The 21,732-nt window shown below is 65.9% G+C and carries 25 protein-coding genes, 1 tRNA gene and 1 other annotated feature (1 of these 27 cut by a window edge); of the genes, 11 read left to right on the top strand and 15 right to left on the bottom strand.

Translation table 11 applies throughout. The features are described 5' to 3' along the window. Positions 1–49: a sequence feature (most likely nonfunctional fraction of RNA operon), on the bottom strand; it reaches 2,198 nt to the left of the window's first position. Positions 50–482: 433 nt separating this feature from the next. Both KPB06_RS34360 and KPB06_RS34355 read right to left on the bottom strand, forming a co-directional pair. Next, complete coding sequence (locus KPB06_RS34360; RefSeq protein ID WP_275906034.1) at positions 483–1,013, bottom strand: cytochrome b; 531 nt, start codon at positions 1,011–1,013, stop codon at positions 483–485. Beyond that, positions 1,013–2,098, bottom strand: coding sequence for a catalase family peroxidase (locus KPB06_RS34355; RefSeq protein WP_275906035.1), 1,086 nt, complete (start codon positions 2,096–2,098; stop codon positions 1,013–1,015). The genes KPB06_RS34360 and KPB06_RS34355 overlap by 1 nt, the downstream gene beginning before the upstream one ends. Positions 2,099–2,256: 158 nt before the next feature. Between KPB06_RS34355 and KPB06_RS34350 the strand changes: the two genes are divergently transcribed. Both KPB06_RS34350 and KPB06_RS34345 read left to right on the top strand, forming a co-directional pair. Beyond that, the gene (locus tag KPB06_RS34350; RefSeq protein ID WP_059580351.1) at positions 2,257–2,778 is read left to right on the top strand and encodes a sigma-70 family RNA polymerase sigma factor; all 522 of its coding nucleotides are present in this window, start codon (positions 2,257–2,259) and stop codon (positions 2,776–2,778) included. Continuing rightward, on the top strand, positions 2,775–3,533 hold the full coding sequence (locus KPB06_RS34345) for an anti-sigma factor family protein (RefSeq protein WP_099315890.1): 759 nt from the start codon (positions 2,775–2,777) through the stop codon (positions 3,531–3,533). The genes KPB06_RS34350 and KPB06_RS34345 overlap by 4 nt, the downstream gene beginning before the upstream one ends. A gap of 136 nt (positions 3,534–3,669) precedes the next feature. On the opposite strand, the gene KPB06_RS34340 is transcribed toward KPB06_RS34345, so the two are convergent. Together KPB06_RS34340 and KPB06_RS34335 are read right to left on the bottom strand one after the other, a co-directional pair. Continuing rightward, entirely contained in the window at positions 3,670–3,834 is a 165-nt protein-coding gene (locus tag KPB06_RS34340) for a hypothetical protein (RefSeq protein WP_180278177.1), read from the bottom strand. A gap of 174 nt (positions 3,835–4,008) precedes the next feature. Then, entirely contained in the window at positions 4,009–4,653 is a 645-nt protein-coding gene (locus KPB06_RS34335) for a hypothetical protein (protein ID WP_124659479.1), read from the bottom strand. On the opposite strand from KPB06_RS34335, the gene KPB06_RS34330 reads away from it, so the two are divergent. Beyond that, a complete protein-coding gene (locus tag KPB06_RS34330) occupies positions 4,652–4,891 on the top strand; it encodes a hypothetical protein (RefSeq protein WP_275920601.1) in 240 nt (79 codons plus the stop codon). The genes KPB06_RS34335 and KPB06_RS34330 overlap by 2 nt on opposite strands. Positions 4,892–5,188: 297 nt before the next feature. On the opposite strand, the gene KPB06_RS34325 is transcribed toward KPB06_RS34330, so the two are convergent. From KPB06_RS34325 to KPB06_RS34310, 4 genes are all read right to left on the bottom strand, one after another. Continuing rightward, complete coding sequence (locus tag KPB06_RS34325) at positions 5,189–5,800, bottom strand: hypothetical protein (protein WP_144029707.1); 612 nt, start codon at positions 5,798–5,800, stop codon at positions 5,189–5,191. A 187-nt stretch (positions 5,801–5,987) separates the two neighbouring features. Further along, positions 5,988–6,371, bottom strand: coding sequence for a hypothetical protein (locus tag KPB06_RS34320; RefSeq protein ID WP_257219726.1), 384 nt, complete (start codon positions 6,369–6,371; stop codon positions 5,988–5,990). Then, positions 6,323–6,634: an Imm53 family immunity protein gene (locus tag KPB06_RS34315; RefSeq protein ID WP_185723080.1), complete on the bottom strand. Its 312-nt coding sequence runs from the start codon at positions 6,632–6,634 to the stop codon at positions 6,323–6,325. Before KPB06_RS34315 ends, KPB06_RS34320 begins: the two co-directional genes overlap by 49 nt. Positions 6,635–6,661: 27 nt before the next feature. Beyond that, positions 6,662–7,024, bottom strand: coding sequence for a hypothetical protein (locus tag KPB06_RS34310; RefSeq protein WP_257219727.1), 363 nt, complete (start codon positions 7,022–7,024; stop codon positions 6,662–6,664). Between the two features lie 480 nt (positions 7,025–7,504). On the opposite strand from KPB06_RS34310, the gene KPB06_RS34305 reads away from it, so the two are divergent. Both KPB06_RS34305 and KPB06_RS34300 read left to right on the top strand, forming a co-directional pair. Continuing rightward, positions 7,505–7,581: transfer RNA gene (locus tag KPB06_RS34305), tRNA-Val, on the top strand. Positions 7,582–8,029: 448 nt separating this feature from the next. After that, positions 8,030–8,536, top strand: a complete 507-nt coding sequence (locus tag KPB06_RS34300) for a DUF2628 domain-containing protein (RefSeq protein ID WP_275906036.1) — start codon at positions 8,030–8,032, stop codon at positions 8,534–8,536. A 76-nt stretch (positions 8,537–8,612) separates the two neighbouring features. On the opposite strand, the gene KPB06_RS34295 is transcribed toward KPB06_RS34300, so the two are convergent. After that, a complete protein-coding gene (locus KPB06_RS34295; protein ID WP_275906037.1) occupies positions 8,613–9,494 on the bottom strand; it encodes a sigma-70 family RNA polymerase sigma factor in 882 nt (293 codons plus the stop codon). Continuing rightward, positions 9,494–9,970, bottom strand: a complete 477-nt coding sequence (locus tag KPB06_RS34290; RefSeq protein ID WP_059580368.1) for a carboxymuconolactone decarboxylase family protein — start codon at positions 9,968–9,970, stop codon at positions 9,494–9,496. Before KPB06_RS34290 ends, KPB06_RS34295 begins: the two co-directional genes overlap by 1 nt. 343 nt (positions 9,971–10,313) lie before the next feature. Here KPB06_RS34290 and KPB06_RS34285 point away from each other — a divergent pair, with 343 nt between their 5' ends. The 6 genes from KPB06_RS34285 (at position 10,314) to KPB06_RS34260 (ending at position 14,201) form a co-directional block, all read left to right on the top strand. Continuing rightward, positions 10,314–10,538: a hypothetical protein gene (locus KPB06_RS34285; RefSeq protein WP_155644469.1), complete on the top strand. Its 225-nt coding sequence runs from the start codon at positions 10,314–10,316 to the stop codon at positions 10,536–10,538. 11 nt (positions 10,539–10,549) lie between these two features. After that, on the top strand, positions 10,550–11,773 hold the full coding sequence (gene egtB, locus KPB06_RS34280; RefSeq protein WP_275906038.1) for an ergothioneine biosynthesis protein EgtB: 1,224 nt from the start codon (positions 10,550–10,552) through the stop codon (positions 11,771–11,773). Further along, positions 11,757–12,770, top strand: coding sequence for an L-histidine N(alpha)-methyltransferase (gene egtD, locus KPB06_RS34275; RefSeq protein WP_059637965.1), 1,014 nt, complete (start codon positions 11,757–11,759; stop codon positions 12,768–12,770). Before egtB ends, egtD begins: the two co-directional genes overlap by 17 nt. Before the next feature lie 292 nt (positions 12,771–13,062). Beyond that, positions 13,063–13,353, top strand: a complete 291-nt coding sequence (locus KPB06_RS34270) for a hypothetical protein (protein WP_275906039.1) — start codon at positions 13,063–13,065, stop codon at positions 13,351–13,353. A gap of 36 nt (positions 13,354–13,389) precedes the next feature. Further along, positions 13,390–13,644 carry a hypothetical protein gene (locus tag KPB06_RS34265; RefSeq protein ID WP_124659474.1) on the top strand — a complete coding sequence of 85 codons (255 nt, stop codon included), beginning with the start codon at positions 13,390–13,392 and terminating at the stop codon, positions 13,642–13,644. Positions 13,645–13,832: 188 nt separating this feature from the next. Then, positions 13,833–14,201, top strand: coding sequence for a hypothetical protein (locus tag KPB06_RS34260; protein ID WP_124659473.1), 369 nt, complete (start codon positions 13,833–13,835; stop codon positions 14,199–14,201). Between the two features lie 266 nt (positions 14,202–14,467). On the opposite strand, the gene KPB06_RS34255 is transcribed toward KPB06_RS34260, so the two are convergent. The 5 genes from KPB06_RS34255 to fliP all read right to left on the bottom strand — a co-directional run bounded on the left by KPB06_RS34255 (position 14,468) and on the right by fliP (position 21,726). Next, positions 14,468–17,494 carry a type III restriction-modification system endonuclease gene (locus tag KPB06_RS34255; RefSeq protein WP_275906040.1) on the bottom strand — a complete coding sequence of 1,009 codons (3,027 nt, stop codon included), beginning with the start codon at positions 17,492–17,494 and terminating at the stop codon, positions 14,468–14,470. Further along, a complete protein-coding gene (locus KPB06_RS34250) occupies positions 17,494–19,512 on the bottom strand; it encodes a site-specific DNA-methyltransferase (RefSeq protein ID WP_059638570.1) in 2,019 nt (672 codons plus the stop codon). The genes KPB06_RS34255 and KPB06_RS34250 overlap by 1 nt, the downstream gene beginning before the upstream one ends. A gap of 351 nt (positions 19,513–19,863) precedes the next feature. Further along, positions 19,864–20,646, bottom strand: coding sequence for a flagellar biosynthetic protein FliR (gene fliR, locus KPB06_RS34245; RefSeq protein WP_275906041.1), 783 nt, complete (start codon positions 20,644–20,646; stop codon positions 19,864–19,866). A 28-nt stretch (positions 20,647–20,674) separates the two neighbouring features. Continuing rightward, positions 20,675–20,947: a flagellar biosynthesis protein FliQ gene (gene fliQ, locus KPB06_RS34240; RefSeq protein WP_006401718.1), complete on the bottom strand. Its 273-nt coding sequence runs from the start codon at positions 20,945–20,947 to the stop codon at positions 20,675–20,677. A 17-nt stretch (positions 20,948–20,964) separates the two neighbouring features. Beyond that, on the bottom strand, positions 20,965–21,726 hold the full coding sequence (gene fliP / locus KPB06_RS34235) for a flagellar type III secretion system pore protein FliP (protein ID WP_059580391.1): 762 nt from the start codon (positions 21,724–21,726) through the stop codon (positions 20,965–20,967). Between the last annotated feature and the right edge of the window lie 6 nt (positions 21,727–21,732).

Below are 21,732 nucleotides of genomic sequence, written 5' to 3'. Positions count from 1 at the left end.
AGACTCTTGATACTTTCGCTATCTGATCCGAGGATCAGCTCGCTTTCATCAAGCGCCCACACTTATCGGCTGTTAATTTTTAAAGAGCATGCCTGCGAGAAACTTCATGTTTCCCAGCAGCGCTGCGTTTTCAGCAGCAGAGAAGCGAGATTATCAACCGTTTTTTGAGACTCGTCAACAACTTTTTTAACTACTTCGTTGCGACGACTGCGGTTTAATTTCGCGTGCACTGGAATCGATAAAACCGACTTCGACAGCACCGCTTCCCTCTTCTTCCCCGCGCCGTGTTTCCGTTAGCGCGAAAGAGGCGTGATTCTATGCATCTGCCCCAGTCTCCGCAACCCCTTTTGTGAAATATTTTTGACGTGCTATGGCGGGGGCCGCCGAGCACTTCCCAGTGCTCATATATAAGACGACACGGCAGGCGCGGCCTCGGTCGCCCCTGAACAGCCCCCGCCGTATCGAACGCAACCTTCCGTCGATTACCGCCCCACCATCGCCCTCACCACGCCGTCCCGCCGAATCAGCCCGTGATACAGCGCCGCGGCAAAGTGAGCGAGGAACGTCAGGAAGAAGAGATACGCCAGCACGCGATGCGCAACCCGGAGCCACGCGAACGTCACCGGATCAGCCGACACCAGCGCCGGCAACTGCACGCCGCCGCCCAGCGTCACCGGATACCCGCCTGCCGACAGCATCGCCCAGCCGATCAGCGGCATCGCCACCATCAGCGCATACAGCACGAGATGCGACCCGTGCGCGGCCACCTTCTGCCACCACGGCAGATCGTCGGGCAACGCCGGCGGCTTCGACAGCATCCGCACCACGATCCGCACGCACACCAGCACCAGCACGGCCACACCCAGCGGCTTGTGAATCGCCACCAGTATCTCGTGCCGCTCGGAAACCGACGCCACCATCCCCACTCCGATGAACAACATCGCGAGAATCATCGCGGCCATCACCCAGTGCAGCACCCGCGCCGGCAAACTAAACGTCGTCGAAGCCTTCATCACCGTCCCTCCCCACTCACTCGCGCCACGCCTGCCACGCCGGCCTCTTCACTCGTGCGCCGCAGATACGAATCCGCATACGCGGCCGAGCGCGCCGCCAGCAACGGATCGCCCGACACCTGGATCCCTTGCGGCAGCACCGTCGGGTCGTAATTCACGTCGCGGCACGGGCCGCTGTCCTGCGCCTCCACGCGGTCGAGCACGAGCGTGCCCGCATCGATCGTCGGGCGCTGCGCGGGCCAGACCTTCGTCGCGTCGTCCACCGGGTCGCCGGGCTCCGCCAGCGTGACCAGCAGCTTCCACTTCTGCGGGCCGGCCGCGATGCGCTGCGTCACGTCCTGTTGCAGCACGTTCGGATCCGCGGCCGTCGCGACGTCCCCGGCGCCGGCCGTCTGCTCTGGCACGACACGCCACCGCACGGCCTGGCGCTTGCCGGCCGCATCGACGAAGTAGAACGCGTTCAACCCGTAATAGCTTTCGGTGACGTAGCTCGCGCTCGGCTTCGCACCCTTCACCCATTGCAGGAACGCGGCCGCCTCCGGATGCGCGCCGAAGAACGCCTTCACCTTCGCCGGATCGGGCTTGCCCGTCTTCGGATCGGGCCGGGTCGCGAGTGTCTGCTCGTAGAACGCCTGCGGCGTCGCGACCGGAAACACCGGCATCGCGTTCATCCCGGTCCGCCATTGCTGGCCGTCCGGCGCGGTGAGCTTCAGTGCGAGGCTGCGGATCGGCACGCTGCTGTCGGGCGCGTACGGGTTCCCGCCCGGCAACGCGAAGCGCCCGACCACCGGCGTGCGCACCGGCTTGAAGAACGGCGCGATCGAATACGCGCTCGCGGCCCCGTTGCCTTCGAAATAGCCGGTCACGCACACGCCCTTCGCGTGATTGCGCCGGTAGCCGGGATGGATGCCGCTGTTGGTCTGCAGCGCGTCGACGAGCCGGTGCGGGGTCAGACGCGCCGGCGCGAGCCATCCGCCGGCATACCCGAACGCCGCCGCCACGCCGGCCACCGCGCCGCCGATCACGGCCCAGCGCCACCACCCGCGCCCGGGCTCGCGCTGCGGCGAAGAAGAAGATTGCTTCATGAATGCACTCCCGATCGTCAGATCATTGTCGAACGCGCGTAGGACGCCGCCCGCGCCGCTTTATTCCACGAAAAGTTTTTTCGTATGCTGGAGGGAATAACCGATGCCGGCCGGCGTCTTACGCGGCATCCACGACCCTTTCGGCAACCGGCCCCGCCATGCCCTCCACCGCCCTCGACGACGAAGCATTGCGCGAACTCATCCCCAGGCTGCGACGTTTCGCGCTCTGGCTGGCGCGCGACGTCCATGCGGCCGACGATCTCGTCCAGTCGACGCTCGAGCGCGCGCTGTCGCGCTGGACGAGCCGTCGCGACGACGCGTCGCTGCGCAGTTGGCTCTTCACGATCCTGTACCGACAATTTCTCGACGGCAAACGCAGCGCGAAGCGCTACGCGTGGCTGCTCGGCCGCATCCACGACGACGACGAAGCGCACTGGCCGTCCGCCGAACGCGAATTCGCGGCGCGCGCGACGCTCGAAGCATTCGGCCGGCTCTCGGACGAACAGCGCAGCCTGCTGCTGCTCGTCGCGGTCGAAGGCTTCACCTATCAGGAAGTGGCCGACCTGCTCGAGGTGCCGATCGGCACCGTGATGTCGCGGCTGTCCCGCGCGCGCCAGGCGCTGCGCCAACTGAGCGACGGCGAACTTCCTGCTCCTTCCTTGCGGTTGATGAAAAAATGAACACGCCTCCGAACGAACATGACCTTCAGGCCTATGTCGACGGCCAGCTCGATGACGATGCGCGCGCCGCGGTCGAGCGCTATCTCGCGCTGCATCCGGCCCGTGCGGAACAGGTGAAGCAATGGCAGCAGGACGCGCAGCGGCTGCGGGCCGCGCTGGAAAGCGTGCGGATGCCGGCGGACAACCCCGCGCTGGACCCGGCCGCGATTCGTGGCCGGCGGGCCGAGCGCGCGCGCATGCGGTTCGCGATGGCGGCTTCGTTCGTGTTCTGCGTCGGGCTCGGAACGTTCGGCGGATGGCAGGCGCGTGGGTGGAACGCGCCGCCGCCGATCGCGCCGATGAGCGATGCGGTCAAGGCTTATCAGATGATGGTGGTCGATCGAACGGCCAAGGTCGATTACCGGCCGACCGGTGCGGGCGATTTGCAGGGATGGCTCACCAAAGGCGTGGGCGCATCGGCGAAGCTGCCGGATTTGAGCGCGGCGGGGTTCAGGCCGGTCGGTGGGCGGTTGTTCACGACGGATAGCGGTGCCACGGCCGCGATGGTGCTCTATCAGGATGATGCGGGGCGGACGCTGAGCTTCTATCTCCGGCCGGCGGAATCGGGACATCGGCTGTTGCCGAACGGGCAACGCGCGGATGGCGCGCTGCTCGCGCGGTATGGGTCGGTGAACGGACTCAATTATGCGGTGGTCGGGCCGGCCGGGAGCGTCGGGGAGAAGGCGATCGCGCAGGCGCTTGATCAGCAGACTTGAAGTGGTACGATGCGCGCCCGGTTGGCGGTTGATGGTGGCCGCCAGCGGTTTTCGTGGCGCGGCTCGGCCAGCTTGAACGGGCACACGCTCACTATTCGAATGCACAGCGTTTCGACTGACTTTCCTTGGCTGTTATTCACATCGAGACCGCGCCGGCACCTTTAAAATCACAGTGTTTCGGCTTGTTTTGGGCGTCGATATCCACAACCCAGGTGATTGACCGGCCGCCTTCGCCGGATTCGACTGCGCTCACCCGTTGAATGCACAGGGTTTCGAGTGGCTTCGAGTCGACGATATCCACAAGGCATTCGACTTCCGGACATCGCTGGCGATTCGTTCGCTGCCCTCTTTCATTGTCGGCAAGTCTTGTTGGGCAACGCATTCAGACCGACGAGCCCATCGAAACCGGGACGCTCACTCACCGGTAGGGTGCACAGGGTTTGAACTGGATCGTGCGCAGGTTATCCACATGCGCTTATTTCTTGCGCTCCACGAACGCACGACCATCGTAGCGATACTCACGCGTTGCCGGACCGGCATCGTCGATGTTGGTCCACGAGACCTTGAAGCCCACGGGATCGTTGATCCATTCGATCGCGAGGTAAGGCGATCGATTATCCCCGCCGGTGTCGAGCGACACGCTATCCAGACAGCTCTGCACCGACATTGCATAGCTCGACGCCGCAGCGTTACCGCTGATCTGCAGCACGTAGAGCGTACTTTCCTCCCCCGCGCCGCAATACCCCATCGGATTACGACCCGACGACTGGTTCACGACGATCAGCACGAACTCCTTGCCGTCGATGGTTCTCGAACTCGCCGACGGGAAGCCGATGCTCGACGCAGACGCGACGGCCCGACGCAGTGCGGCCGGCAACCGTACCGTGCTCGTATGGTGATGCGCGATGTCGACCTCGACCAAGCGCTTTTCGTCATGCTGCATTTCACGTCCGTTCGAGAGCCGCACCGAGGCGGGTGCGTCGACTGCCGCGAATGCCGTTGCGGCGGTCGCAACGGCCGCGAGGCAGAGGGTCCACCTGATGATCGAAGACATGATCGACATGGAAAATCCGTGCGAAGTGCGGCGTTCTAGCATGGGGAAAGAAGACGTATCTTGCATGATTCGCATCACCGCGCACCGATCGAACGCACAGTGTTACGAGCTGTTTCGTGTGCCGGTTATCCACACACCGTCGCTGCGCTTCGGGTCACTTCGTCCCGAATATCCCACGAATCTCGCCGGTTTCCGGCGCGATGACGTAGTGGATCGACTTCCCGAGCCGGTTTGCGTTGCCCAGCCCGCGCATGCCCGGAATCAGCTTCGCTACGAGCGTGGTGGTTATGACGTCGTCGTCTGACCTGGGGTCCACCGTGGATGCCCTTTTATCCGTGATGTAGATCTCGAAGTTACGCAGGTCCTACCCGGTCTTCGCAAATTCCTCGTAGGCAGCCTTCGGGCCGAACAGCGTCGCGGTATTGAGCCGGACGGAGCATCGATCGACCGCGCCGAAATTCAGCTTGCTCATGGTGTTCTCCGGGTATCACGGGTTCGGGTTCGTCTGCGGCGTTGAAGCAGCCAGAAAGTCTTGCGCCGGGTGGCATCGTCCGTCATGCCGTACTGCCTGATCGTGGCCGTCACGATTGCTCCGTTGCACTCATGTCCGCGTGTCGTCGTGGCCCAGGCCGCTGCGTTTCAACACCTCCTGCAGACACACCGGACACACGAGCTCGCCGGCGTCCCACAGCTTCACGAACGTCGCCCGATCGTCGACGCGGAACGTCGATTCAACGATGTCGATATCTGGCCCGAGCACCTTGCGCAGAAACGCTTCGTCGAACCAGTGCTTCGGTTTGCGCGTCATGCTGCCATCCGTCACCTGAACGACATGGCAATCGTCGCGGATCACGTCGATCGACAGGATCGCCGTTTCGATATCCGGCGAGGTCCGCGTCGGCAGGATCAGTCCGTGAAGCTCGCATCGCGCATGATTCGAAGGCCATTTCGCATTCGCCGCGACGACGGACGTATCGAACGCCTGCTCCTTCGTCGTCGGTTTATGCGGCGTCTCGCCGGAGCGCACAAGCAGTTCATCCAGGCACGCCAAACACACATACGCGCGCAGGCGCTCCAGCGCCGCGATCTTCGGAAATGCCTTCACGTGTGCGACCCGATCGACCAAGGTCGCATCGACCTCGTGCTCGTCAAGCTCGGCGCGCAGCATCCACATTTCCCGGGTGTATCTCGGCCGGTCGAGCGAGACCTTCACGAGTTCGCCGGGCACGCACTGCCCGCGCAGCCTGATGTGTGCGGCAACGCCCGTCGACGTTGTCGCCGTGGAATCGTATCCGTGCCGATGACAAACGCTCGGTCCCATTACCTGCTCCCGTTGCAAGCGCCGCTCGCGTCGCCCTGCTCTTTCTTCGGTTTCATTGCATCGTGAAAACGTCGATGAGTCACACACCGCATTCGTGCCGTTCGATGACGTACTGCCCCGGCCCGCGCCATGCAATCGAACGGTACGCGCCGCGAACGGCCCCGATCTCCAAGTAATACCCGACGAGCGCCTGCGGGCTCCAGTCGCGGCCCGCGGAGAACAACGCATCGAGATCGACAAGCGCGGCAACGAGTGCCTGGCGCTCGGTATCGTCTGCGATCGCGCGTTCCCAGCGATCGGATTGTCGCGTGAAGCCCAACTGCGTCAGCACATCGGCGGCAGCCATCAGGTCGGTCACGACGACCGCAACGTGGCCGGCGATATCCATCACCAGCATCTCATTAACCGGTGCCTTCATCGATCGCTTCGTTCTTCGCCGGTCATCGCGCTCCAGTTGATCCACTCGACCGCGAGCGCCAGCAACTCGGGCAAATTGGCCGTGCCGCCGTAGCCGGCAAATTCGGCGCCAGTCGCACGAACGGACATCCAGTTCGACTCGTCGCGCTCGATCGCCAGGTCGATCACCTTGCCGAACGATCCGCCGTCGAGCTTCACCTTCCATCCCGGATTGTCGAGCGTGGCGATCTCGATGCCGTGCACGTGTTCCCACACGCCATCGCAACGCGATTCGTACCAGCGCTGCAACGCAGTCAATGAATCAATCAAGTGCCTGTGCCTCTCAGTTCGGTCGATTTACGTTGTCGTGAGCCATCTGACGATCGCTTCGATGTCTTGGGGAGACAGTACCCCGACGCGATCAACAGATACCCCGTAATCGAGATCGAACTTCACGTTGAATCGCTCGCCCTTGTAGCGGCAACACAGGACCTCCGCTTCCGGTATGGACACGCGTTGCTCGAACACGATGTCGCCTGGATGGTGCTGCATCCGGCGTACGGCGGTATCGATATCGAGTGCCTGGAGACGCGTCGATGAAGCATCGGTCATTTGCCGTGAGCCCGTTCGCCGGGCCTTTGCATTCTGGATGCCGGCGATTCTACAGACATGAAGGCCCGTGCATCGCGCGAGCGCTTCACAGCGTTCCGCTTCTTTCATCCAGCCGCTGCACGCAGTGCATATCCTGAGCGGATCACAGTCGAAGGACTGTGCTTATCCAAAGGTGTTAACAGGGTTCGTATATATACGTAGTGATAGTTAACAAACCCTGTGCCCCACAGTGGATAACGTCGGTAACGCACTGAATTTTCAACGCGAAGCGAAATGCATAACCCTGGGTGCGCGACGTGAACAGCGTCCGGCAGCACAGAACAACTTTTCGTCGATTCACAGCCGCGCCGACATATCCTCAATCGTTCCACTGTGAATCCAGAGGCTTGCCGGACGGTTATCCAGAGGGCGATGTGGATAACACCACAGCACATCGACGCGTTTTGCTGTGCTGCGAAGATGTGAAGCCGACGTTCCACGCATCGCTGCACGACATCGATCGTCAGCACGCGGCGCGGCGCGTTTCAAGAAATTTTCACGAAAGGGCTTGTGCTCCCCCAAAACCCTCTCTATAATTCGCGGCTTCTTAGGCTCGTAGCTCAGTTGGTTAGAGCACCACCTTGACATGGTGGGGGTCGTTGGTTCGAATCCAATCGAGCCTACCAACGAACAAAATGAAGGGGTCCGGCAGCACAACTTGCCTACAGGCAACGCGGCTCGCCAAACATACAAACGCCACGCGGCAACCTCGCGTGGCGTTTTTCTTTGCGCCGACGGGTAGCATCCGGCCGCGCGCCAGCCTTCACGTTTCTCTCCGTATCCCGCGCTACACGTATTGACTGTCGAAACGGTTCGACACAATTGCGGCCGTATGCACGGGGCGCGGCACAGCACCAGCCGACGTGCGTTTCGTCCGCGCGCCCGCATCCACGCTACTCCGGCTTCTCTTACTCCATCGCCGTACGCCGCATAGACTCAGCCGACCGTCGACGCGTCCCGATACCCGAAAAGACCCGCCGCGGCATTCCCGGGAAAGCGCACACATCTTGCCGACGCAGTGAGCGGACCCGATACCAATAACGCGCACGCTGCGCCACGAGGGCCAACACACACATGTCCGAGACCACGACACCCGTCAGCACTGACGAAATCGCCGCTTACGTTGGGAAAAAAGCCCGCTGGTATGAAACGAAATGGGCAATCGCCGCGACACGCAGGAGCAAGCATTCCTGGAACTGGGCAGCCTTTCTGGTGGGGCCGTTCTGGATGGCGTACCGCGGCATGTACTGGCATGCGCTGGCGCTATTCGGCATCGTATTCGGGCTCTCGCTGATCGAAATGCTGTTCTTCCCGAATTTCTTCGACTCGAGTCAGAGCAACGCAATCGGGATCGGGGTTTCGGTGATGCTTGGCTTGCATGGCAACAGTTTCTACCAGGCGCATGTCCGCCGGGCGATCACGAGGCTGCGTCCCCATTCCGCACCCGGCGACTCCTTTCTTGCACTCCTGAGCGTGCAAGGCGGCACGAACTGGCTCGCGGTAATCGGCTTTGCCGTCGCGTTCGTATTTTTCTGTTACGCGACGTCGCTCATTCACGCCTTGGTGGCCGCATTCCGATGACGTCATCGGCTCGCGCCGGATCGAACGAGAAAGCGGGCAGGGTGGCCGCTTGAACCCGCACGCCACCCGCGCACGCTCAATGCAGATGCCTCAATTTATCAGGATTCCGCACGACATAGATCGCGACGATCTTGCCGTCGTCGATCTCGAGCGCGGTCGTCTGCAGCTCGCCGTCGGCTTCCAGCGTGACGAACCCCGGCAGTCCATTGATGAACCCGGCCCGCACGAGCTTCGACGCATGCGTCTCGAACAACTCGGCCAGGTGCGCGTGCACCCGCATCACGAGCTCGAAGCCGAACACCGGCTTGCCGGCGGCCGCGCGCTTGCCGCCGCCGTCTGAATGCAGGCTCACGTCCTCCGCAAGCATCGCGCCGAGCGCGCGCATGTCGCCGCTGCGCGACGCCGCGAAGAACGCTTCGGCCAGTTCGATCCCGCGCTGCTTCTCGACATGAAAACGCGGCCGCGCGTCGCGCACGTGCGTGCGGGCCCGTGCGGCGAGCTGCCGGCATGCGGCCGGATCGCGCCGGATCGTCGTGGCCACTTCATCGAATTCGACGCCGAACACGTCGTGCAGCAGGAACGCCGCGCGTTCGAGCGGCGACAGCCGTTCGAGTGCAAGCAGCAGCGGCAGCGTGACGTCGTCCTGCCCGTCTTCCTCGGCGACCGGCTCCGGCAGCCACGGGCCGATATAGGTCTCGCGCTGATACCGCGCGGACTTCAACTGGTCGAGGCACATGCGCATCACCATGCGGCGCAGGAACGCCTCCGGCACGCGCACCTCGGTGCGGTCGACGTCCATCCAGCGGATGAACGCGTCCTGCACCATGTCCTCGGCATCCGCGACGGAACCGAGCATCCGGTACGCGACGCGGATCAGCGTGCGACGCAGCGGATCGAAGCTCGCCGCCGCGTCGGCCCGTTCGTCGGCGCCGCCGCTGGCCGGGTCGAGGTTCGGCATCAGGCCACCATCTTCGCGGCGGCGGCCTTCGCGTCGGCCGGGTCGACCCACAGCCCGAAGCCGACTGCGAGCCGGTTCCAGCCGTTGATCACGTTGATCATCACCGTCAGTTTCACCTGTTCCTCCTCGCTGAAATGGTCGTTCAGCGCCGCATGGGCCGCTTCGTGCGCGGCGTGGCCCTCCGACAGCCGCGTGAGCGCGTCGGTCCAGCCGAGCGCCGCGCGTTCGCGGTCGGTGTAGCAGGGCGCTTCGCGCCACGCGGACAGCAGGTAGATGCGCTGCTCGGTCTCGCCTTGTTCGCGCGCCTCGACGGTGTGCATGTTAAGGCAGTTCGCGCATGCATTGATCTGCGACGCGCGGATCTTGACCAGCTCGATCAGCGTCGGCTCGAGGCTCCCGGCAGCGGCGACCGACACGGTCATCCATTGCTTCATCAACGCGGGGGCGGCGGCAAACGGATTGAGTTTCGCAGTCATGGTTCCTTCTCCTTTCGTGTGGGTTCCGCCGATATGACGAGCGAGCCCCCCGCGTGTGTGACATCGGCGTAAAAAATTTTTTGCGGCCGGAGAAGAAAGCGGCGGCCAGCGAAGGGCAGAGGCGTTGAGCGGGGCACGGAGAACAACGCGATATCGACTGACGAATCGTCCGCGGGACGCCGCGCCTCCGACCCACGCGCGCCATCGACCTTTCACGCACGCCGTGCGGGTGTCACCGGGCGTCAGCAGCATGCAGCGGCGGGCACGCGTATTGCCCCCGTCGCCGAACCCCACCACGACGGGGCATCGACGGTCCGCTGCACGGGCGATGCCGACATCACGCATGCTTTCATTTTTCTTTCGCCTTTGTTTCATCCGAAATCCGATTCGCGACGTTCACATTTCTGGACCATACTGTTCTGCACGGGCAGATGAAGTGACGCCGCATCCGCGGCCCGGCGCGCGCGCCGGCTGCCCGACGACGCAGCAGCAAATCGCACGTCAGCCGCGCGCATCCGCGCAAGGCTTTCCCTTTTCCGGCAACGCAACGCAGCGAATCGCGACGTGAACGGTAAACCGATGAGCCTTCTTGCATCCCAGCTTCAGCGCCGTTACCAGGACGTGCGCGCCCATAGCGTCGCGTTGACCGCGACGCTGTCCGCCGAAGACCAGGCCGTGCAGTCGATGCCCGACGCGAGTCCGACGAAATGGCATCTCGCGCATACGACCTGGTTCTTCGAAACCGTCGTGCTGATGCGCCGCGTGCCCGGCTACGCGCCGTTCGACGCCGCCTTCCAGTTCCTGTTCAATTCCTATTACGAAGCGCTCGGCCCGCGCCATCCGCGGCCGCAGCGCGGGCTGCTCACGCGTCCGTCGCTCGACGAGGTGCACGCGTACCGGCAATACGTCGACGACGCGATGCTGCGCGCGCTGGCCGGCGCCGATGCGGGGTTGCTCGACGCGATGGAACCCGAGCTCGTGCTCGGCCTGCATCACGAGCAGCAACATCAGGAATTGATCGTCACCGACATGCTGCACGCGTTCTCGTGCAATCCACTGAAGCCGGCGTTCCGGCCGCGCAACGCGACGGACGGCGACGCGATGGCCGCGGGCGACGCCGGCGTGCTGCGCTGGCTGCCCCAGCCAGGCGGGCTCGTCGAGATCGGCCACGACGGCGACACGTTCTCGTTCGACAACGAACGGCCGCGTCACACGGCACTCGTACGGCCGTACGAGATCGCGAACCGCCTCGTGACGAACGCGGAATTCGCGGCGTTCGTCGCCGACGGCGGTTATACGCGCCCCGAGTTCTGGCTGTCCGACGGCTGGGCGACGGTGCAGCGGGAAGGGTGGCAGGGGCCCGCGTACTGGATGCCGGACGACGACGATGCGGCCGCCACGCGCGTGCGGCGCACGTTCGGCCTGCACGGCGTCGAGCCGCTCGCGCCCGACGCGCCGGTATGCCACGTGAGCTTCTACGAAGCGGCCGCGTACGCGGAATGGGCCGGCGCACGGCTGCCGACCGAATTCGAGTGGGAAACCGCGTTCGCGGCCGACGGCATCCGGCAGATGCTCGGGCACGTCTGGCAGTGGACGCGTTCGTCGTACGAGCCGTATCCGGGCTTTCGGCCGCTCGCCGGGGTAGCTGCCGAATACAACGGCAAGTTCATGGTCGGCCAGCAGGTCCTGCGCGGCAGCAGCATCGCGACGCCGCCCGGGCATGAACGGCCGACGTACCGCAATTTCTTTCCGCCGGCGGCACGCTGGCAATTCACGGGGGTGCGACTTGCGCGAGACGTCTGATCTGACGGCCACGAGCGGTGGCCTGCAACCCGCCCGCGATTCGCGGCCGAGCGCGTTCGAGCGCGACCTGATCGACGGACTGTCGCGCACGCCGCGCAGCATTCCGCCGAAATACTTCTACGATGCGGCCGGCTCCGCGCTGTTCGACCGCATCTGCGAGTTGCCCGAGTACTACCCGACGCGCACGGAGCTCGGCATCCTGCGCGATCGCGCGGCCGAGATCGTGCGGCGCGTCGGCCCGCATGCGGACATCGTCGAATTCGGCGCGGGTTCGCTCGAGAAGATCCGCGTGCTGCTCGACGCGTTCGCGGGCAACTACGCGAACGCGCCGGCGCGCTACGTGCCGGTCGACATCTCGGCCGACTACCTGCACGGCGCGGCCGCGCGGCTGCGGGCGGCGTATCCGTGGCTCGACGTCGCGCCGCTCGCGGCCGACTACACGAAGGCCGAGCAACTGGCCGCGCTGACGGACACGCCGCGGCGGCGCATCGGCTTCTTTCCCGGTTCGACGATCGGCAACTTCTCGCCGGAAGAGGCCGACACGTTCCTGCGCGACGCGGCGCGGCTGCTGCGGGGCGGCGGCCTGCTGGTCGGCGTCGATCTCGTGAAGGACGAGCGCACGCTGCACCGCGCGTACAACGACGCGCAGGGCGTGACCGCGCAGTTCAACCTGAACCTGCTCGCGCGTGCGAATGCCGAGCTCGGCGCGGATTTCGACGTCGATGCGTTCTCGCATTGCGCGTTCTACGACCGCGAGCGGCAGCGCATCGAGATGCATCTCGTCAGCGACGTCGCGCAGACCGTGCACGTGCGCGGCCACGCGTTCCGCTTCGAGGCCGGCGAGCGCATCCACACGGAAAACTCGCACAAGTTCACGATCGACGGCTTTCGTGCGATCGCGCGCCGCGCCGGGTTCGAACCCGATACCGTGTGGACCGACGCGGACAATCTGTTCAGCGTGCACTGGCTGCGCAGCGTCGACGATATCCGCGCGTAACGCGCGCCGCCACGAACCGCTCGCGCCGCAGGGCGAGGGCGGTTCGCTCCCCGTGCACGCCGGTGTGTGCGGTCCGATCGCCGGTTTCGTGCCGAAAATCCCCTTTTTACCGACCCGATGCATCGCTGCAACGGTGTCTGAATTGCCGCCTCTTCCTTGCTCCATAAGGGTTTCGGGACGCCCGTAAACGTCCGTTACCTGTCTCGCATACCCGTTTCACCTGTGTCAGCGTCCGGTGCCTAGACTCCGAACCGTAGTCACATGACGCACGACACGTGCAGGGAGTCGCGAAATGAGCAAGAAACTTATTCTCGGTGCAGTTCTCGGTGTAGCGGCGCTGGCAGCCTCGGGCGTCGCGTCGGCCCACGTCGACCTGTCGGTCGGCATCGGCGTGCCGGGCGTCTACACGGCGCCGGCGCCCGTCTATGTGGCGCCGCCTCCGCCGGTGATGTATGCGCCGGTCGGCTATCGCGACGACGGGTGGCGCGGCGACGGCTGGCGTCAGCGCGAATGGCGCCGTCATGAATGGCGCGAGCACGAGTGGCGCGATCGCGGCGGCTGGCGTGGCGGCCGCTGGGATTAAGCGGCCCGACTGATCGTCCAAGAGGAGAGTGAAAACATGATGCCCGTGCGATTCATCAGGCTGGGTGCCGCCGCCACTGTCGTTGCGCTCGCAACGATCGGCAGCGCGCACGCGGCGGGCTGCATGAAGGGTGCGGTGGTCGGCGGTGTGGCCGGCCACTATGCGGGGCACCACGCGGTGGTCGGCGCGGTCGGCGGCTGTATCGTCGGTCGTCACATGGCGAAGAAGCAGGCGCAAGAGCAGGCCGCGCAGCACAAGGCCGCCGCGCAGGGCGCGCAGCCGGCGCAGTAACCGACCTCGTCACCGGGGCGATGCCATGGCGTCGCTCCGGTGCTTCGTTTCCCGCATGCGTGCACACCCCGGATTGATCCGACGAATGCGTGCCGCACGCGTCGTTACGATCATTTACAACGTCGTGCGGCACGCATTTCGCGCGTTCATAAAATGCATTCACGCAAACGCGCTCCAGGGAGCACAAGATGAAACAGCAACGATATTTGTCCGTCCTGACGGCCGCGCTGCTCGCGCTCGGCTCGGTGTCCGCCTATGCTGCGGCCGGCGGCAATGGCGGGGGCAACGGTGGCGGTCATGGCGCAGGCGGCTCGGGCGGCAATGCAGGCGGCATGTCTGGCGGCCACATGAGCGGCCAGGCGCTGAGCAACTCGAACGGCATGCACGCGGGCGACCGCGACAAGGGCCTCGCGCGCGCGGCCGATCGCTCCGACACGATCGCCGACCGCGCCGGTGCGCAGCCGGGCCGTGGTCACGCGCACGCGCATGGCCATACCGCGCATGCGTCGACATCCACGCACCATTCGCATCGCAACGCATTCGGCCGTACGCTGTAAGCACCGCCTGCGAATGCAGGAGAAGGGCGCTGCGGCGCCCTTTTTTATGGCGAAAACGCAACGTGACGGGTAGGCGAAAACATCGTGCCGACCCGATTTGCAACCAGCCGTAACTGCGTCGCCCGCACGCGAGAGTCCGGATTCCTGCTTGCACCCGGATGACGGAACGGAAACCGGTGTGAGAAACGGTGACGCGCGGGTACCCGGCACGATCGATAAAGGCCGAGCCACGCCGAAAAAAGGGCGACTCGTCGCCGCCCTTTGTCTCACCGCCTCGCGCCTGCCAGCGGCGCCGCAGGTTCGAACAGCGCGTCGACGTGCCTGACGCGCACGAAGCGCGCCGCGCCGTCGCCATCGACCAGCGCACGGAAATGCGCTTCGCCGCACGCGAGCTTCGCGCGCTCGTGCTCGCTCGGCACGTGGCCGTCCGTATTCGGCGTATCGACGACGAAGTACAGCCGCTCGCCGCCATCCTGCTCCGCAAGTACGGCCCAGTCCGGGTGATAGCTGCCGAGCGGCGTCTGCACGCGGAACCACGCCGGCAGCTTCGCGTACAGCTTTACGCCGTCGTGCGCTTCGAGCGCATCGGCGAACGCGCGTTCGGCGTCCGTCTCGCACACAACCGCTTCGTGAATCGACTTGCGCGCGTCGAGCCGCAGATTGCGCAGATAGCCGGTCAGCGCCTCGCTCTCGAACGATTCGAGCGCATGCACGTGGCGCTCGCCGAGCTTGCGGTACGCGATGCCCGCGACGAGCGCGAGCCGCTTGCAGCGGTTGATCGCATCGGCCGCCACCGCGATGAACTGCTGCGGATTCACGCGGAAATCGTCGAGCCGGCCGCTGTCGGCGAGGATCGTCGCGAGCGAACGGCGCGTGAGCTGCGTACGGTCCTGCAACTCGGTGAGCAGGTCAGGCAGCGGCAATTCGCCTTCGTCGAGCAGCACCGTGCCGGCGCCGGCCACCTCGATCGCCTCGATGCCGGCCTTGCCGATGTCGATCTCGGCCTTGCGCCACTGCAGCCGCGCTCGCGCGATGTCCGGCGCGTCGCGCAACGCGGCCGTGCAATCACGCACCAGCTTCGCGTTGTCGAACTCGACGCGGTACACGGTGCGATGGCGGATGCGGTCCCACAGCGCGCGGAAATCCTCGCCGAACACGACGGCCTTGCCTGACGCGTCGCGCCGCAACGCGATCGCGCGGCGCTCGTCGGCGTTGCGCACCGCGAAGCGGCCCGACAGCTTGCGCAGCGTCGCGACGATCGGTGCGCGCAGCCGCTCGAACGCGTCCGGCAGCACGAGCGCGCTCTGGCGCAGCGCATCCTTCAGCCGATCGAGCACCTTGCCCTGCGCGTCGATGTAGCCCTGCTCGTGCAGATGGTTCCACAGCACGCGCGACAGCTCGATGCCGAGCGCATGCGCGGGGCCGTCGTCTTCCTGCACCGGCAGCGCCGCGAACTGGTGTTCCTCGACGATCCCGAAGCGGATGCCCGTATCGGCCTCGATTTCCTTCTGCAGGTTCTCGGCGAACGACTCGTAGCGCTCGGTCGCGATCACGGTGAGCGTGTTCACGCCCGGATCGCGCACGCGCTCGCCGTCCTGGTCGACGGCGAGACGCAGCCCGCGGCCGAGCGTCTGGCGGCGCTCGCGTTCGGTCTGGATGTCGCGCAGCGTGCAGATCTGGAACACGTTCGGGTTGTCCCAGCCTTCCTTCAGCGCCGAGTGCGAGAAGATGAACTTCAGCGGCGTGTCGAACGACAGCAGCGCCTCCTTCTCGCGCATGATCAGGCCGTACGCGCGCTCCGCGTTCTCGCGGGCCGCCGCGCTGCTTTCGCTCGTGTCGGTCCAGCCGCCCTTGCGGTCGATCGAGAAGTAGCCGTTGTGCGCACGCTCGACCTCGAGCGCGACGTCGACACCGTCGAACAGCGCACGGTAGGCCGGCACGCGCGCCGCGCGCGCATATTCCTCTTCGAAGATCAGCGCGTAGTCGCCCTTCACGGGCATCCCGTTCTCGTCGTAGCGGCGATAGCGCTCGACCGAATCGACGAAGAACAGCGACAGCACCTTCACGCCGCGTTCGGCCAGGCGCAGCTCCTTGTCGAGATGCTCGCGGATCGTGCGGCGGATCATCTCGCGCTGCACGGCGAGCGTGTCGATGTCGCCGAACGCCTCGCCGAGCGACAGGAATGCCTCGCCCTCCGGATGGCGCAGCTCGACGTACTCGGCGCCTTTCACCGCGTGCACTTCGCCGATCCTCAAGCCCGCGTACAGCGCGCGCCTGGTCAGGCGTTCGAGATCGTCGCCGTCGGTGGCCGACACGATCTGGCGCTTCACGCCGGCCGCCGTCGCAACGTCGAGCTCGACGCGCGCGCTGATCGCGCCGCGCCGGTTCGACACGCCGACGAGCCGCACGTACGGCTTGTTGTGCGCGTCCTCGACGATCGCCGACGCGATCTCGATCTGCTTGACGAGCTTGCGCTCGTACGCGTCGACGGCATCGAGCCGGTACACCATGTGATGCCGGTCGACGTGCGTGGCCGAATAGCGCAGCGTGCAGAGCGGCGCCATCGCGGCGAGCGCTTCGCGGCCGCGCCCCTCGAGGCCGCCGTCGACGCTCTGCGGCTCGTCGACGATCACGATCGGCCGCGTCGCGCGGATCAGGTCGATCGGCTTCTCGCCGCCGGTCTTCTCGCTGTCCTTGTAGAGATTGTTGATCTCCTTCTTGTTGATCGCGGCGACCGTCATCACCATGATCTGGATCGCCGCGCTCGCCGCGAAGTGGCGCACCTGGCCGAGCTTCGCGGAGTCGTACAGGAAGTAGTCGTACGGCACGCCCGCGTACAGCGCGCGGAAGTGATCCTCGGTGATCGACAGCGTCTTGTGCACGCCTTCCTTGATCGCGATCGACGGCACGACGATCACGAACTTCGTGAAGCCGTAGCGGCGGTTCAGCTCGAAGATCGTGCGCAGGTACACGTAGGTCTTGCCGGTACCCGTCTCCATCTCGACGGTGAAGTCGCGCGAGCCGGGCAGGCCGGACGGCGGCAGCCCGCCGCGCAACTGCACGTCGGCGAGATTGCGCGCGAGCGCGTCGTCGGTCAGCGACAGCCGGTTGCCGACGCCTTGCTCCGACACCGCGAAGCCGAGCGAGCCTTGCGCGGCGGCCGTCGTGCCGGGCGCGGCGTTCGCGAGCACGCTGAAATCGCCGCGATACGACTCCTGGCCGCGAAACAGGTCGCAGACGGCGTCGATCGCCTCGCGCTGGTAGTCGAGATCCGCTTCGAAATGCAGCCGCATCACAGGCTCCGCACGCGCTTCACGCCGTGCTGTTCGAGCAGCGCGGCGAGATTGAGCTTCGCGACGTCGTCGACGAAACCGTTGTCGCGGAACAGGCACGTGACGTCGCGCGACGCGCCGCTCGCATCGAGCAGGTCGACGATGCCGTCGGCGAGCGGGCCCGCATCGTCGCGCGACAGGCGCGCATCGAAGCACGCGACGATCTCGCGGCCGATCAGGTGCACCGTCTTGCCGGCCACCTGGTGGTGCTCGACCGGCGTGCACAGGTCGAGCCCAAGCTTGAGCGTCAGCTCGGCGAGCAGGTCGTCCTCGGTGCGGCCGGTCTTCACGTGTTCGACGGATGCGAACAACGCATGGTCGAAGTCGTCGCGGCGCGGGTCCCACTCGATCACGTTGGTCGTGTCGAGCCGGTACACGCGAAAGCCGAGGTCGCCATAGCTTTCCGGATAGTCGCGCGCGACCTGCTGCGCGGCGCGGCGCAGGCGCTCCTTCGTCACTTCGGCGAGCGTCAGCGGCTTCTTCAGCTTCGCGCAGAAATCGGCGGCCGCGGTTTGCGTCTTGTCGCGGCGGTCGAGCGCCTCGGGCAGCTGCACGAGGACGTAGCGGCGCGCGCCGCCGTCGGTCGCGTTCACCTGCATCACCGCGTGGCCCGTCGAGCCGGAGCCGGCGAAGCAGTCGAGCACGATGTCGTCGCCGCGCGTGCACCAGCCGATCACGGCGGCCGCGAAGTCGACCGGCTTCGGCAGGTCGAACGGGATGCCGAGCGCCTTCAGCAGCGCGTCGTCGGAGCCGGCGAACGGCAGTACCGACGGCACGTTCTCGTACATGTTCTCGTCGAGGTAGTAGATCCGCTGCGGCTGCGTGGTTTCATCCGGGCCGAATTCGATCTGGCCGCGCTCGATCAGCGCCTGCATCGTCGCGGGCGGGTTGCGCCAGCCGCGCGCCGGCATCGCGCACGGCTTGCCGGTGACCGGGTGGATCAGCGGCGTGAAGTATTCTTCCGGCGCCTTCTTCTTGTTCGGCCACGCCATCGACACGAGACGGTACACGCGGCCTTCCGCCGACAGCCGGTCGTACATCGCCTCGCCGCCGGACAGGTTGGTCTGCGCCTTCATCCACGCGCGGTACGCCTTCTGCGCGTCCTTCGGGTTGCCGCTGCGGTACACGGCGTCGTGCGCGGCGTCGAGCATGCGCTGCGCGTTGCGCTTCGGGCGCTTGAGCGGCGCGCGTTCGAGCAGCGTCTCGGCGTTGCGCGCGAACAGCACCAGCGATTCGTGCTGGTACGCGATGCCGCGCGCGTCGCCCTTCGGGTTGCGCTTGTCCCACACGGCCACGCCGAGCTCGTTTTCCTCGCCGAAGATCTCGCGCAGCATCAGCACCAGCGCATGCACTTCGTGCTCGTCGATGTGCACGGCGATCAGCCCTTCGTCGGACAGCAGCGCGTGCGCGAGCTTCAGGCGCGGATACATCATGTTCAGCCAGTCGGTGTGGAACCGGCCGTTCGCCTCGGTGTTGGTGCTGCGCTTCACGCCGGCTTCGGTCTGGCCGGTCATCGCCAGGTAGTGGCGGATGCTGTCGCTGAAGTCGTCCGGATAGACGAAATCGTTGCCGGTGTTGTACGGCGGATCGATGTAGACGAGCTTCACCTTGCCCGCGTAGCTCTTGTGCAGCAGCTTCATCACGTCGAGGTTGTCGCCCTCGATCACGAGGTGGCGCGTGTCGTCCCACGCGACGCTGTCGTCGGGGCACGGCCGCAGCGTGCCCGTCGACGGCGTGAGCGCGGCCTGGCGCGCGGCGCGCTTGCCGTGCCAGTGAAAACCGTAGCGCTCGTCGGCGTCGCCGACCGTGCGTTCGCCGACCAGCGCCTTCAGCACGTCGACGTCGACCGACGCGCCGTGCGGGCCTTCGGTCACGAGTTCGGGGAACAGCGCCTTCAGGCGCGCGACGTTGTCGGCGGTGAAATCCGTCGACATCGCCTGCGGGCTGGCCGCATCGAGTTTGTGCATCGTCTTTTCCATCGGAGCCCGGCCGTGCGCGCCAGGACGTCGGGCGCGCTCACGGCACCGGCGGCAAGGGCCGCCCGGGGCAAACCCGAAACGCTAGCGAGTCGGTCGGCCGAGGTCAAGCGCCGATGTGAGCCGAACGTGCGGGCATCGGCCGCGATTGCCCGCCGGACGGGGCGCAAGCGAGTTCGGACCGGTTGCGGCACGGGGCGCTCGGGCGGCGGGCATTCGACGGCGCCGCGGAAAGGACGAAAAAGGGGCACGGTCGACACCGAACGCGGGCGTGCCGCAGGGAGAGTCGCGGCGGGAGGGGACGAGTCCCGCCCGAGTGACGCGAACGAGCATCGACGTGGGTCGACAGGGCGCCTACCGCCACCCGATCAGCACCCGCCCCATCGCATCGACCCCCATGTCGAACAGGTGCGACACGAACGGCACGAGGTTCGGCACCATCAGTTGCACGAGCAGCAACCCGACGATCAGCGTGACGGGAAAGCCGATCTGGTACATGCCGATCTGCGGCGCCGCGCGGTTCAGGATGCCGAGCGCGAGGTTCGCGATCAGCAGCGCCACGACCACCGGCAGCGACAGCAGCAGCCCCATCTCGAACACGGTCGCGCCGAACGCGGCAAGCGTGCGCCAGCCCGGCGCGTGGAGCAGGTCGGCCGACACCGGCAGCGACTGGAACGACGCGGCGAGCGCGGCGAATACCTGCAGGTGGCCGTCCACGGCGAGGAACGCGAGCATCGCGACCGCGTTCAGGAACCGGCCCATCGCGGGCGTCGCGCCGTTCGAGTGCGGATCGAAGAAGGTCGCGAAGCCGAGCCCCATCGACAGCCCGATGAAGTCGCCGGCCGCTTCGACGGCCGCGAACACGAGCTGCATCGTGAAACCCATCGCGACGCCGATCAGGAACTGCGTGACGACGATCCAGATGCCCTGCGCGGAGAACACGGTGACGTCCGGCATCGCGCCGAGCGTCGGCGCGACGACGAGCGCCATGAACGCGGCGACGCCGATCTTCGCGCGCACCGGCACGGCCGCGTGGCCGACCATCGGCGCCGTCGCGACGAGCGCGAGCATCCGCACGAACGGCCACAGGAAAGCCGTCAGCCAGCCGTTGAGCTGCGCGTAGGTGACCGAGAACATCGCGGGAAAAGGAGGGCGGACGCGCGGCTCAGCCGGCGCCGAGCGTCGCGACGTGCAGCAGCGTCTGCCGCAGGTAGTCGAGCATCGTCGTCAGCATCCACGGGCCGGCGATCACGAGCGTCGCGGCCACCGCGAGCAGCTTCGGGATGAACGACAGCGTCGCCTCGTTGATCTGCGTCGCGGCCTGGAACAGGCTCACGACGAGGCCGACCGCGAGCGCGACCAGCAGCAGCGGGGCCGCGAGCAGCAGGCCGACCATCATCGCCTGGTGCGCCAGCGTCATCACTTGTTCGGGCGTCATCGCGCGTGTTCCTCCGCTTACGTGAAGCTCTGCGCGAGCGAGCCGATCAGCAACTGCCAGCCGTCGACCAGCACGAACAGCATCAGCTTGAACGGCAGCGATACGGTGGACGGCGACACCATCATCATCCCCATCGACATCAGCACGCTCGCGACGACCATGTCGATGATCAGGAACGGGATGAACACCGTGAAGCCGATCTGGAAGCCGGTTTTCAGCTCGCTCGTGACGAACGCGGGCACCAGCAGCGACAGCGGCACGTCCTCGGGGCCCTGCATCGGCGCGGCCTTCGAGATCTTCGCGAACAGCGCGAGATCGGTCTCGCGGGTCTGCTTCAGCATGAAGGTCTTGAACGGCGCGACGCCGCGCTGCACGGCCTGCTCCATCGGCATCGAGCCGTCGGAGAACGGCTTGTAGCCGTCGTTGTACGCGCGGTCGAGCACCGGCGACATCACGAAGAAGGTGAGGAACATCGCGAGGCCGACGAGCACCTGGTTCGGCGGCGTCGTCGCGGTGCCGAGCGCCTGGCGCAGCAGCGACAGCACGATGATGATCCGCGTGAAGCTCGTCATCATCAGCAGCATCGCCGGCAGGAACGACAGCATCGTGAGCAGCAGCATCGTCTGCACGCTCAGCGAATAGGTGGTGCCGCCGTGCGGGCCCGGGCTCGCGTTGAACGCGGGCAGGCCGTTCGCCTGCGCATACGCGAGCGCAGGGGCGAGACAGAGGATCAGCACGGGCGCGACGCGCGCGGCGCGCCGCAGGAAGGCGTGTTTCATCGGAAT

The organism is Burkholderia semiarida, from assembly GCF_029268935.1.
GTDB classification, from domain to species: domain Bacteria; phylum Pseudomonadota; class Gammaproteobacteria; order Burkholderiales; family Burkholderiaceae; genus Burkholderia; species Burkholderia semiarida.
Note: the sequence above shows the minus strand (reverse complement) of the source record. Positions and strands in the feature narration are given on the sequence as shown.